Here is a 12,618-nt window from a genome sequence, read left to right as displayed (position 1 = left end):
GTGCGCTACTCCTGCGCCAGCATGGCTTCCGGTCGCTGGCGTATCCGGCTTAATAAGCCTGCCAGACAGCACGCGGCCGCGATCCCCGCCGCCACCCCCAGCAGATGAAAAGGTAGCCTACCGCCGTTAAACCACAGCCAGCGCGCCGCTTCGATGGAGAGCGCGCTGACGCTGAGGATCACGATATTCAGCGACGCGGAAACGGTGCCCTTTGGCAGATCGTTAGAAAACAGAGTAAAGCGGAACAGCGTCGGGAAAATCAGCCCGATGCCAAAAGCATAGAAGCAGGTGCCGAGTACCGACCATAGCCAGACGTTCGGCCACAGCAGATTGCCGAGGATCAGGATCGCCAGCCCGATCATCTGGATAGGGACCGCGCGCCAGATAAAGCGCGAGCGGGTGGGATCTTTTACCCAGCGCGCCACCGACAGGTTGGCGATAATCACCGCGCTGAAGACCGGCGCCTGGGTCCAGGCGAACTCGGCGGTGGTTAAGCCACCGTCGTCAATCAGGATAACCGGCGAGACCGCAACCCAGCTCATCAGTGGAATATAGCTGAGCGAGAGCGTGGCGGCGCCAAACAGAAAAATGCGGTTGCGGAAAACATCGCGGAAATCGCGCAGCACCCCGCTGGCGCTGAAGGAGACGTCGCCGCGCCGGACGGTCTCCGGCATATTCAGCAGCAGCCCCAGCCAGGCGATAAACCCCATGACGGCAATAATCCCGAACAGCACTTTCCAGTGCACGAAGTGCATCAGCGCCGCGCCGGAGAGCGGGCCAACTATCGGCGCAATCAGCACGATCGAGGTAATAATCGCCATCAGCTTAATGGCTTTTGTCTGGCCGAACGCCTCCTGCACGGTGACGTAGCCGACGGTGGCGATAAAACAGATACTGGTGCCCTGAACAAAGCGCGCGGCAAGGAACTGCTCCATTGAGGTGGTGAACAGGGTCGCGAAGCAGGCCAGGGTAAAGATCAGCGCGCCGGTGAGCAGTACCGGACGGCGGCCGATACGATCGGAGAGCGGCCCGAGCAGCCACTGTAGCGCCATGCCGCCGGCCATATACAGGCTGACCGACGCGGGCGCCAGCGCCACGTCGGCGTCAAAGTCGCGCACCACGTGGATAATACCCGGCTGGATAAGATCGGTGGTCAGATAGGCGGCAAAGTCATAGAGGATCAGCGCTGCCGGGAAGAACAGGGTGGCGGAATGGCGGGCAAAAAAGCGGGTCATCCATTGCAACATCGGTGGGCTCCTTGTTGAGTCTCTACGCCATAAATAGCCGTTTATGCGCGCACTATTTCAGCACTTCACACTGCAATAAATTTAGGGTCAACCTAAATATCCATATATTTTCAGGGGTTAATATGTATTCGTGTAATAAATACATTAAAAACAAATAGTTGAATTAAATATGTAAATGCAGCAGCGCCGGAATTTGTGAAAACAGCCACAGCAGCAGGCCGATAGTGCCGCCGACCAGCGTGCCGTTGATGCGGATAAACTGCAGGTCCTTACCAATGTTCAGCTCGATTTGTCGCGACATATCGCGGGAGTCCCAGCTTTTGACCGTATCGCTGATATGGCGCGTCAGGAAGGCGGCAAACTCCGGGGCCACCCGGTGCGCCGCCTGTTCAAGGTGTTCGTTCAGCGATTCGCGCAGCGCCTCATCGTGGAGCAGCGTTTCGCCAAACCACTGACCGGCTTCGGCAATGCGCTGCTTGATGCGTGAATCGTCGCTATTAACGTCGTTTTTAACCCAGCCGCGCAGGTCGGCCCACACTTCGCCCAGATAGCGGTTAAAGGTCTCATCGTTTTTCAGATACGCTTTGATATTGTCTGCTTTTTCCGCCATCAGCGGATCGGACTTCAGGTTGTCGATCAGCTTCAGCGCCGCGCGATCGAAGGCCTGGCGGATCTGATGGGCGCGATCCTGACTCACTTCGTCGAGCAGCGTGTTAACCGCGTCGGTAACCATTTCAGCGCTGTGCTCGCCGAGCCATTCGGTAGGCAGCAGTTTGGCCTTTAGCGGATGCTCGGTCTCCAGCCAGTGCACGATGCCGCGGGCAATAAACGCCCGCGAGCTGTCGCGCTGGAGCAGGGCGATCAGCTGGCTAATCAGCGAATCGAGCAGCTTCTGGTGGCGGTTATCGCGCGTCAGCCCCTCCAGCATCATGGCGCTGGTTTGGGTTAAATCGACCTTATCAATTGCTTTATGCACCGCCCGGCGCAGCAGGCGCTGAATGCGCGCATCGTCGGTGAGCTCGAGAAACCCGCTCATCACTTGCAGCAGATGCTGGCCGACCCGCCGCGCGTTTTCCGGCTGGCTGAACCAGTTACCGAGCATCAGCGCCGGTTCGTAGCGGCGGATCAGCGCCACCAGCGACGGTGTATCAAGAAATTTTTCCTGCACGAAATAGCCGAGATTATCGGCTATCCGGTCCTTATTGCGCGGGATAATCGCCGTATGCTGCGCAACGAACGGCAGCGGAATGCGGCGAAACAGCGCCACTACCGCGAACCAGTCCGCCAGCGCACCGACCATCGCCGCTTCGGAAATAGCCTTTAGCGCACCGACCCATGGCGTCGGCGGCAGCACGAGGGTAGTGATAAAAATAGCGGCTGCAATCAGCAGCAGCGAGAGCGCCAGCAGCTTGGCACGTTTCAGTTCAGCGAGTTTTTCCATAGTCTTAAGCATATAGCCTGACGGCTAATGCGTAAAATCTTCGCCATTTGACGCCCTGGTCATTCGGATTCCTCTTTTCCCGACGAGAGAGACGATGAGGGTTAATTTAATTTACGTAGCTTAAATTCTATTTTTAAATAATTAAAGTTAAATACATTTATAATATATATTGTACATGAGTTCTTTCTTAAATTAATTATTAATAAGTGATCTTAATCACATTATACTCAAGGTTAAATAAGGCATTGTTTATTTCAGGGAGAACGTTAATAAATTTCTCTTGCTACTGGTCTTTTATAAAAGGAGTTGATCATGATTGGTATATTTAAATATACAGCAAAAAAAGACATAGTATTAGGTATTAGCGATCAGCAAACCGGGGCTAAGGCTGTTATCTTACCAGCGTCCTCACCGTTAAATAAAATTCTGTGGTCGGTTGATGACAGGACCGGCGAGATCGTCCTGGCCGCCAGTGAGGAGCTGCTGCTGGGTATCCGCGAGGATCGTATGGGTTCAGGCGCAGCGATTGAGCTTCAGGTTCGCGGGAATAAAGCGACGCAGCGGTGGGATTTAGTCAGCTCACGTCGCTTTATTAAAAGCAAACAAAATCCGACCTTTGTTATGGACAGCTACAACCGCGGCACAAACCCGGGGAATCCGATTATTCTTTTCGAATTTAACGGCTCGGAAGCGCAGCAGTGGGTATTTGTGCCGATGGATATGTTGACGGCAAATAGCCCGGAATAAATATTGTTTAAAAGAGAGAGAGAATAGAGCCTCGTTTATTCTTGTACAGAGAATGATGAGGCTTTGTCCTTATTGGGTCGTCGACAATACTAATTAAAAATAAACTGCCACACAATCCAGCCGCCAAAAACCATCAGTATGGCGCCGGCCGTGCGCTCGACTCGCCAGACGACGGCGGAAAGGCGGCGCTGCACCGAGGGTAGCGCAATCAGCGTGACCAGCAACAGATCCCACAGCAGCACCACGCTGGTCATCCATGCCCCGCTGACGGCCTGCTGCACCAGCGTGACGTTCGGTCCCAATAGGGAGGTCATCAGCGCGAGGTAGAACAGCGCGTTTTTCGGATTCAGCAGCGAAGAACCCAGCCCGAGAAAAAGCTGTCTCACCAGCGACGGGCGCGAAGCCGAGGCGCCGTGCAGCGCCAGCGTGGCCGGGCGGCTTCTGAGCAGCAGGCTGCCAATCCACAGCAAATACGCCGCGCCCAGCAGCTCAATCACCGTAAACAGCAGCGGCGCCTGGCGCAGGATCCCCCAGCCGATAATCGCCAGAATAATATATAAACCGTTTCCGGCGGCAATACCGAGACACAGGCCGACGCTGCCGCGCAGGCGATAGCGGATGGCGTAGCCCACCAGCAGAAAAAAATCCGGCCCGGGGCTCAGCAGGGCGACAAAATGGGAGAGCGCCAGCGCGGGGAAGGCGGAGGGAAAGAGCGTAGCGAGTATGTCCATAGTAACCTCAGTAATAACCTGAGGTCACCCTACGCCAGCGCGAACGCTAATTATTGTCTGTTATTGATCGGCGCTGCGCATACTGGCGCGGCGTGGCGGCGGTATAGCTGACAAAGGTTTTATGAAAGTGGCTCTGGTCGGCAAACCCGGCCTGGTAGCCTACATCGGCGATAGTATCCCCGGCGCGCAGGCGCGATTTGGCGAACTCAATCCGCGCGATATTGATAAAACTGGCGGGCGTCAGGCCGGTATCGTGCTTGAAGGCGCGGATCAGCGTCTCTTTACGCAGCGCAAACTCCTCGGCGAGGCTATCCAGCGTCGGCGGCGCCTGCAGATTGGTTGCCAGACGACTGAACAAACGCGCGCTGGTTTGACTTAGCGCCGCAGGCGCGAGCGGGCGCAGCGGCAGGCCGCGCAGCAAGCGGGCGACGCTTTCGGGTAACGCGGCGGTGTTCTGCTGGCTCATCAATTCCACGATCTGCAAATACCGGGCAAACAGTTCGGCATCGCGTATCACCGGCTGGGAGGCTATCAATCGCTCATGATGCCCATCGCCTGCCAGCTGTCGCCAGCACCAGCTTAGCTCGAGATAGAGCATATGGTAGCTGCGCGGCTGGCCGTCGCGCGGATTACAGCTGTGGGGCGCCTGGGCGGGAATAATAATCAGATCGCCCGGCCGCAGCAGATACTCCTGACCATTGCAGAGACAGCGCGTTTCCCCCTCGATAATCGCCCCAATGGAGAGCTGCGGATGGCGATGACGTTTATAGGCCTGGCGGCTGTTCCAGGTACTGCGCAGCTCCAGCCAGGGCAGCTGTTCGTCGCGCCAAAAGGTTTGCTGAATATTGCGCGTATGGCTCACGGTGGGCTCCTTAGCTGAGAGGGATAGTTGTTTATAACATGCCTTCAGCCTGCGGAAGAACCGCGAGTCGCCTTCCACAAAAATGTCTCGCTTGCAAACGAGGAATGAAATTGTCCAGCATCGCCGAGTAGCCTTACTTGAACTGCTGCAAAAACATATTCGTCAGCGCGATCTGCTGGGCATTGTGGAACATCTGACGGCCATTTTGCTTAGCGGATACGCTAAGGACAGGCAGCTAAAAACGCTGTTTAATTATCTGATTCACTCGGGCAAAGCGCTTCGGTTGGGGAAATTTATCCGCGAAGTGGCCCGGCGGGTACCGCATCACAAGGGGAAGCTAATGACTATCGCCGAAAGATGACGTGAAGTGGGGCGCAGGCAGGGGAAGCGGGAAGGTCGACCTGAGGGCGTTGAGGAGGGGCAGCGCGCCGAAGCGCTGCGTATTGCTCAAACGATGCTCGCCGAAGGGATGGCGCTGGAAACGGTGCTGAGAATTACCGGTTTGTCGGAGGCAGATATCCGGGCTGTTATTCACTAAGATATTGATATATTGACGTTATTTATGAGGGGTTTATGCTGATAGCGTTCCCCGTTCCATTTCGGGAAAATTCCGTATCTCTCTGAGTTTGGCCGCATCCTCAGCTATCTCGACTACCCTTAATAACCGGTGCGGTATTTATGACTGCGTTAACAGCGATAACAAGGAGACATGCGATATGGCTTATCAGACGGTGAATCCTGCAAACAATCAGCTCATCAAAGCGTACCCGTCACACAGCGATGCGGACGTAGAAGCGGCGCTGCAGAAGGCGGATGCGCTCTCTCATTCGCAGTGGGCTAAAGGAAATATTGACCAGCGGCTACCGATCCTGCACAAGCTGGCTGACCTGATCGACAGCCGGGTTGACGAACTGGCCGAAATCGCCAGCCAGGAGATGGGCAAGCTTATTGCGCAGAGCCGCGGTGAGGTTAAACTGTGCGCGCAAATTGCCCGCTACTACGCCGACAACGCCAAACAGTTTTTGGCGCCGGTAAAGTATCCGTCCGAGCTGGGTGAAGCCTGGGTCGAACACCATCCCATCGGCGTGCTGATGGCGGTAGAACCGTGGAACTTCCCTTATTACCAGCTTATGCGCGTGCTGGCGCCGAACCTGGCGGCGGGGAACCCGGTTATCGCCAAGCATGCCAGCATCGTCCCGCATTGTGCGGAAACCTTCGCCCACCTGGTACACGAAGCCGGCGCGCCGGAAGGGGCGTGGACTAACCTGTTTATTTCTCAGGATCAGGTGGCGAAGATTATCGCCGACGATCGCGTACAGGGCGCGGCCCTGACCGGCTCGGAAAAAGCCGGTAGCGTGGTGGCGGCGCAGGCGGCTAAACACATTAAGAAAGCGACGCTTGAACTGGGCGGTAACGATGTCTTTGTGGTCCTGGACGATGCCGATCTGGCGAAGGCGGTGAAGATCGGTGTACAGGCGCGGCTCAACAACGCGGGCCAGGTGTGCACCGCGGCGAAGCGCTTTATCCTGCATGAAAAAATTGCCGACGCGTTCCTGAGCCAGTTTACCGAGGCCTTCCGTCAGGTGAAAATCGGCGATCCGCTGGATGAGAGTACGACGCTGGGTCCGCTCTCCTCAAAAGATGCGCTGGAAACGCTGACCAGGCAGGTGAATGACGCGCTGAAAAACGGCGCGAAGCTGCACCTGGGCGGCAAACCCGCGCAGCGGGAGGGCAGCTTTTTCGAGCCGACCATTTTGACCGGCATTACCCGCGATAACCCGGCCTACTTCGAAGAGTTCTTCGGTCCGGTCGCGCAAATCTACGTGGTGAAAGATGACGATGAGGCGGTGAAGCTGGCCAACGATTCGCACTATGGCCTTGGCGGAGCCGTATTCAGCCAGGATATCGAAAGGGCGAAACGTATGGCCTCGCGGATTGAAACCGGGATGGTCTATATCAACTGGCTAACCGATACCGCGCCGGAGCTGCCGTTTGGCGGCGTTAAGCGCTCCGGGTTTGGCCGCGAGCTTTCCGATCTTGGCATTAAAGAGTTTGTGAATCAGAAACTGGTCGTCGTGCATAAATAACGGCGTGAAGACAAAAACCTGCCATCCGGCAGGTTTTTTTGGCGATCACTGAACTTCAATCTTATCCCAGCCGCTTTTAAACATGCAGCTGTCTACAAGCGTATCTCTGCGCCCCGCATTGGCGTCCTCCACCGTATAGCTGGTGGAAATATCCTTTTTCTTGTTCTCTTTGTCCGTTTTTTCCGAGCTTGAACCGGTGACGACGTTATCCGGGGGGAGATCGATCAGCGCCTGCGCTTCGCACTCGGTGAGCTTTTTATTCATCTCCGTATCGCTGACGCCCGGTTTCACCCATTTGTACTGGACGCAGCCTGACAGCAGCACGGCGAGGCTCAGCGCGCAAAGCGCGGCGAAGCGGCCGTTCATCAGAAGGTAACCCCACCGCCGACATAAGCGCCGTCAATCAGCGTGTGGCCCGGGCGGCCATCTTTGCCGTCGACGCTGACATGGCGATAGCCCACTTTCAGCGTGACCGGGGTGATGGGCGTCCAGCTTACGCCGCCGTTGGCTTCAACGTAGTTTTTGACGCTGTTGTTCAGGCCCTCTGGCGCGGCATAGCCCTCACCATAGAGATGGATGCTGTCGGTCAGGGCCACGTTGACGCCGCCACCGATAGGGAAGGCCACGCCGTTATCGCCTTTTTTGGGACCCAGGTAGATAGCTTTCGCGCCGGCATTGAGCATCACCGGGCCGAGTTCCAGGTTATAACCCGCGCCGACGCCGCCTGTCTGGGTACCGTCATCGGTATTTTTGAGCCAGTTGCTTTCCACATACAGGCCAGAGGAGGATTTCCCCATTTCCAGATTCAGGTTGGTGAAGTTCTTGCCCTGCTCAACGGTACCGCCCATCGCCAGTGCGGATCCCGAGACGGCGGTCAAGGCCGTGAGGAGAAGGATATTCAGCTTTTTCATGGTTTGTGCCTCATCATTACATTACGCGGAGGGCACCTTAACAATCGATTTTTATGACTGCAAATCAGCTAGCGATGACTGTTTTATGCTAATTTTGTTATTAGATATATTTATTTGTGTTGTTTGTTAGTTGTTTTTACGGCGCTGTCAATGGGTAATCTTTGGCCGTTGAGCGTGAGTTGAATCTTTTGGCTAAATATTCGCTGAACAGGCGAGAAAAAGCGGTTATAAACGCAATAATTGCCTTTCTAATTATTTCCAAAAACGTTTCTGTTGTTACATATAAAAGTAAAGTTTTACATTTTCATGCGCGTATTCCCCCTCCTGAAGAGGGGGGATGAGCTGCGTGGCTACCTGCGCAGGCTTTCAAAAGCGGTGCGAATCTCATCTTCCGGAAGCTGTATCCCAATAAACACCAGAGTACTGTGCGGCCGTTCATCGCCCCACGGCCGATCCCAGTCGGCGCTGTATAGCCGCTGAACCCCCTGGAACAGCAGGCGGTTGGGCTCGCCGTCGATCCACAGCATCCCTTTATAGCGCATCAGCTGTTCTGCGAAGGTGAGCAGCAGGTTTTCCATCACCCGCGACACCTCGCTGATATCCACCGGATAATCCAGCTCCACCACGATAGACGACACGTCGTTCTGCTTATCGGCCATAAAGTGGAAGCGCGGTTTGCTGCTGACCACGTTCTCTTCCAGCATAAAGCCGCTGGTGTTAAACAGCAGGTTCAGATCGATATCGCCGTGGGTAACGTTGTAAATCGGCGCGCGGGCGTTAATACGCGTCAGCCGTTCGCGGAGCTTGTCGCTGTCGCCCGCCACGTCAGTTTTGGTGAGCAGAATGCGATCGGCGTAGCCCACCTGCGACTGGGCGATGGTGAACTGATTCATCTGCTGGTCGGCGTGCACCGCGTCAACCAGCGCAATCACGCCATCCAGCAGATAGCGTTCACACAGCACATCGTGAGAGAAAAAGGTCTGGATGATCGGGCCGGGGTCGGCCATGCCGGTGCATTCGATCACCAGCCGGTCAAAAGCGATGTCTCCGCGATCGCGGCTGTCGAGCAGATCGAGCAGGGCGTCTTCCAGCTCGTTGGAGCGGGTACAGCAGATACAGCCGTTGGTCAGGGTTTTAATCTGCGTGGCGCGATCGCCGATAAGCTGGTTATCGATGGCGACTTCGCCAAATTCATTTTCGATAACGGCAATTTTAAAGCCGTGCCGTTCGTTCAGAATATGACGCAGCAGGGTGGTTTTACCCGCGCCAAGAAAACCGGTCAGCAGGGTGACTGCAATCGGTGCCATGTTTACCTCCATTAACAGCAGCGCACGCCGCCTTTGCCATCGCCGCCGTAGCGAGCCTGCTGGCGTTCGCGAAAGAATTCATCATAGGTCATGTACGGCTTGTCCGGATGGTTGGTCTGCATATGCTCGACGTAGTTGTCGTAATCCGGAATGCCGATCAGCATTTTTGCCGCCTGACCGAGGTATTTTTTTGCCTGACCTAAGTTACCAAACATTGTGAGTCCCAGAGAACGAATAAAGCCGGATGGCGGCTAGCGCCTCATCCGGCCTACAAACATTCGCTTGTGTAGACCGGATAAGCGTAGCGCCATCCGGCATTAAGGTTTAGTGATGCGAAGAGGTCTTCACGCCGCCTTCCGGTACCGGCACGTACGGCGTCTCTTTGTCAGTACGCACTTTATTGTTGCGCACGTTGAGCCAGGTTTTGATGCCGTAGAAGATGATGCTGTAGACCACCACCAGGAACAGAATGCTCAGACCCGCGTTGGTGTAGTTGTTCACCACGATATGGTTCATGTTGGCAATCTGCTGCGCGGTCAGTTCGCCGCCGGCGGCGATCTTCTCTTTATACTGCTGCGCCATGAAGAAGAAACCTTCCATCTGCGGGTTGGTGCTGAACAGTTTCAGGCCCAGCGCCCAGGTGGTGCACAGCAGCAGCCACGCGGCCGGGATCACGGTGACCCAGATGTATTTGGTGCGCTGCATTTTGACCAGCACCACGGTGCCGAGCACCAGCGCCACGGCGGCCAGCATCTGGTTAGAGATACCGAACAGCGGCCACAGGCTCTTCACGCCGCCCAGCGGGTCGACCACGCCCTGATACAGCAGGTAGCCCCATAGGCCGACGCAGCCCGCGGTGCCGATAATACCCGCCACCAGCGAGTCGGTTTTCTTGAGGAACGGTACGAAGTTGCCCAGCAGATCCTGCAGCATAAAGCGGCCTGCGCGGGTACCGGCATCCAGCGCGGTGAGGATAAATAGCGCTTCAAACAGAATACCGAAGTGGTACCAGAAGCCCATATCCGCCATCGGGATGATTTTGTGGAACACGTGAGCGATACCCACAGCCAGCGTCGGCGCACCGCCCGCGCGGTTGAGTACCGACGGTTCGCCGATATCTTTCGCGGTTTGCAGGATTTGCTCAGGTGAAATCACAAAGCCCCAGGAGCTGACGGTCGCCGCCGCGTGCGCGGTGACATCCCTTAGCTGCGCGGCAATCAGCGCGGCGTTTTCACCGCCCATTTCGTGCAGGTTCGGCATGGTGATGCCGAGGCCCGCCGGCGGGGTGTTCATCGCGAAGTAGAGGCCCGGTTCGATGATTGAGGCCGCTACCAGCGCCATCACCGCCACGAAGGACTCCATCAGCATCGCGCCGTAGCCGATAAAGCGGGCGTCGGTTTCGTTAGCCAGCAGCTTCGGCGTGGTGCCGGAAGCGATCAGGGCGTGGAAGCCGGAGACCGCGCCGCAGGCGATGGTGATAAACAGGAACGGGAACAGGGCGCCTTTCCACAGCGGGCCGGTACCGTCAATGTACTGGGTCACCGCCGGCATTTTCAGGTCCGGGTTGAGGATAACGATCCCCAGCGCCAGGCCGACGATAACGCCGATTTTCAGGAAGGTCGCCAGGTAGTCACGCGGCGCCAGAATCAGCCACACCGGCAGCAGCGCGGAGATAAACGCGTAGCCGATCAGGGTAAAGGTAATAGTGGTGTCTTTAAAGGTCAGCGCCGGGCCCCAGTACGGGTCGTGGGCAATGATGCCGCCGAAGTAAATGGACGCCACCAGCAGGACGATACCAATCACCGACACTTCGCCTACGCGGCCTGGGCGCAGGAAGCGCATATAGATCCCCATAAACAGGGCAATCGGCACGGTCGAGCAGACGGTAAACACGCCCCACGGGCTTTCCGCCAGCGCTTTCACCACGATCAACGCCAGCACCGCGAGGATGATGATCATTATCAGGAAGCAGCCGAACAGGGCGATGGATCCCGGTACCGGCCCCATCTCCTGCTTGATCATTTCCCCCAGCGAGGCGCCGTTACGGCGCGAGGAGATAAACAGCACCATAAAGTCCTGCACCGCCCCGGCCAGCACCACGCCCGCCAGTAGCCACAGGGTACCCGGCAGGTAGCCCATCTGCGCGGCGAGCACCGGGCCCACCAGCGGACCGGCGCCGGCGATAGCGGCAAAGTGGTGGCCAAACAGCACGTAGCGGTTGGTCGGAACGTAGTTCAGGCCATCGTTGTTAATCACCGCAGGCGTGGAGCGCGTAGGGTCGAGCTTCATTACCTTTTGCGCGATATACAGGCTGTAATAACGGTAGGCGACGAGGTAGACGGAAACCGACGCCACCACGATCCACAGCGCACTGACGTGCTCACCGCGGCGCAGAGCGACGACCGAGAGGCAAAATGCCCCGATGATTCCAAGAATCACCCAGGGTATGTGCTTGAATAACTTTTTAGTATCCATAGTAAAACCTGGCTTAATAAGATGAATAATGGGCCGAAGCCGTCTGGGTTTAGTTAGGGTTTGAGGAGGCATTGATTAGCTATGCTGGGGACCATCTTGCCAGAACGTCGCGCGCGTAAAGTTGGGTAAATCTGTGAGTGGTTATATGTAGGGTTAAGCGGTCACTTGCGGGGGTAAGCGGTTGGGCAGGAATCCCGGCGGGCTTAAATATGTGATTGAGATCACAGGGATATTCTCACTGTGACGAGCGGAGAAAACAGACAATCCCCTCTCCCGCGAGAGAGGGGAAGCAAAACTACGCCACGACGTCCATCTCCATCATCACCGGATGGAAGCGGCGCTTAAAGTAGATCAGCCCGTGGCCCTGCTGGCTCAGGGTAATATTCCTGATTTCCACCAGATAGACCAGATGGCTACCGATGGTCTGCACCTGGCTAATTTCGCCTTCGAGGCTCGCCAGCGCGCCTTTCAGCACCGGCTGGCCCAGCGCGCCTTTTTGCCAGCCGCTGAGGCCGAAGCGGTCGTCCATCGTCATCCCGGTCATGCCGGCGAAGTGGCGGGCCATCTCCTCTTGCTCGTGGTTCAGCACGTTGATGCACAGCTTGCCGTTGCCCTGAAACACCGGATTCATCGCGCTATTGGCGTTGATGCAGACCATCACCGACGGCGGCGTATCGGTCACCGAACAGACCGCGGTGGCGGTGATACCGCAGCGGCCCGCCTCGCCTTCGGTGGTGATGACGTTAACGGCGGCCGACAGACTGGCCATGGCATCGCGAAAACGCAGACGTTGTTCATCTAATTGCATTG

General features: G+C 56.5%; 12 protein-coding genes and 1 pseudogene. 3 read left to right on the top strand and 10 right to left on the bottom strand.

Features of this window, described 5'->3' with window-relative positions; genetic code table 11:
* Positions 1–5 precede the first annotated feature (5 nt).
* Positions 6–1,247 (bottom strand): multidrug efflux MFS transporter MdtM, encoded by a 1,242-nt coding sequence (gene mdtM / locus GUC22_RS23555; RefSeq protein WP_049132030.1) that lies wholly within the window; start codon positions 1,245–1,247, stop codon positions 6–8.
* 163 nt (positions 1,248–1,410) lie between these two features.
* A complete protein-coding gene (locus GUC22_RS23550) occupies positions 1,411–2,700 on the bottom strand; it encodes a DUF445 domain-containing protein (RefSeq protein ID WP_074168711.1) in 1,290 nt (429 codons plus the stop codon).
* A gap of 300 nt (positions 2,701–3,000) precedes the next feature.
* On the opposite strand from GUC22_RS23550, the gene GUC22_RS23545 reads away from it, so the two are divergent.
* Entirely contained in the window at positions 3,001–3,435 is a 435-nt protein-coding gene (locus GUC22_RS23545; RefSeq protein ID WP_049132029.1) for an RICIN domain-containing protein, read from the top strand.
* Between the two features lie 89 nt (positions 3,436–3,524).
* Here GUC22_RS23545 and GUC22_RS23540 read toward each other — a convergent pair whose 3' ends face one another.
* Entirely contained in the window at positions 3,525–4,166 is a 642-nt protein-coding gene (locus GUC22_RS23540; RefSeq protein ID WP_024360430.1) for a LysE family translocator, read from the bottom strand.
* Positions 4,167–4,212: 46 nt separating this feature from the next.
* Complete coding sequence (locus tag GUC22_RS23535) at positions 4,213–5,028, bottom strand: AraC family transcriptional regulator (protein ID WP_064371498.1); 816 nt, start codon at positions 5,026–5,028, stop codon at positions 4,213–4,215.
* Between the two features lie 103 nt (positions 5,029–5,131).
* Between GUC22_RS23535 and GUC22_RS23530 the strand changes: the two are divergent.
* Positions 5,132–5,566: pseudogene (locus tag GUC22_RS23530) on the top strand (Rpn family recombination-promoting nuclease/putative transposase); the annotation flags it as partial.
* A 178-nt stretch (positions 5,567–5,744) separates the two neighbouring features.
* Positions 5,745–7,115: an NAD-dependent succinate-semialdehyde dehydrogenase gene (locus tag GUC22_RS23525; RefSeq protein WP_160183793.1), complete on the top strand. Its 1,371-nt coding sequence runs from the start codon at positions 5,745–5,747 to the stop codon at positions 7,113–7,115.
* A 45-nt stretch (positions 7,116–7,160) separates the two neighbouring features.
* On the opposite strand, the gene GUC22_RS23520 is transcribed toward GUC22_RS23525, so the two are convergent.
* From GUC22_RS23520 to GUC22_RS23495, 6 genes are all read right to left on the bottom strand, one after another.
* On the bottom strand, positions 7,161–7,481 hold the full coding sequence (locus GUC22_RS23520; protein WP_004133183.1) for a hypothetical protein: 321 nt from the start codon (positions 7,479–7,481) through the stop codon (positions 7,161–7,163).
* Positions 7,481–8,026 carry a YfaZ family outer membrane protein gene (locus tag GUC22_RS23515; RefSeq protein ID WP_004133182.1) on the bottom strand — a complete coding sequence of 182 codons (546 nt, stop codon included), beginning with the start codon at positions 8,024–8,026 and terminating at the stop codon, positions 7,481–7,483. The genes GUC22_RS23520 and GUC22_RS23515 overlap by 1 nt, the downstream gene beginning before the upstream one ends.
* A gap of 350 nt (positions 8,027–8,376) precedes the next feature.
* On the bottom strand, positions 8,377–9,333 hold the full coding sequence (yjiA, locus tag GUC22_RS23510; RefSeq protein WP_004133181.1) for a GTPase: 957 nt from the start codon (positions 9,331–9,333) through the stop codon (positions 8,377–8,379).
* 11 nt (positions 9,334–9,344) lie between these two features.
* The gene (locus GUC22_RS23505; protein WP_004098292.1) at positions 9,345–9,548 is read right to left on the bottom strand and encodes a YbdD/YjiX family protein; all 204 of its coding nucleotides are present in this window, start codon (positions 9,546–9,548) and stop codon (positions 9,345–9,347) included.
* Positions 9,549–9,657: 109 nt separating this feature from the next.
* Positions 9,658–11,808 (bottom strand): pyruvate/proton symporter BtsT, encoded by a 2,151-nt coding sequence (gene btsT, locus GUC22_RS23500; protein WP_024360427.1) that lies wholly within the window; start codon positions 11,806–11,808, stop codon positions 9,658–9,660.
* A gap of 295 nt (positions 11,809–12,103) precedes the next feature.
* Positions 12,104–12,616, bottom strand: a complete 513-nt coding sequence (locus GUC22_RS23495) for a 4-hydroxyphenylacetate 3-monooxygenase reductase subunit (RefSeq protein WP_004098296.1) — start codon at positions 12,614–12,616, stop codon at positions 12,104–12,106.
* Between the last annotated feature and the right edge of the window lie 2 nt (positions 12,617–12,618).

The sequence above is a fragment of the Klebsiella sp. MPUS7 genome, assembly GCF_009905335.1.
GTDB classification, from domain to species: Bacteria; Pseudomonadota; Gammaproteobacteria; order Enterobacterales; family Enterobacteriaceae; genus Klebsiella; species Klebsiella grimontii.
The sequence above is the reverse complement of the archived record's forward strand: the minus strand, read 5'-3'. Positions and strand labels throughout refer to the sequence as shown.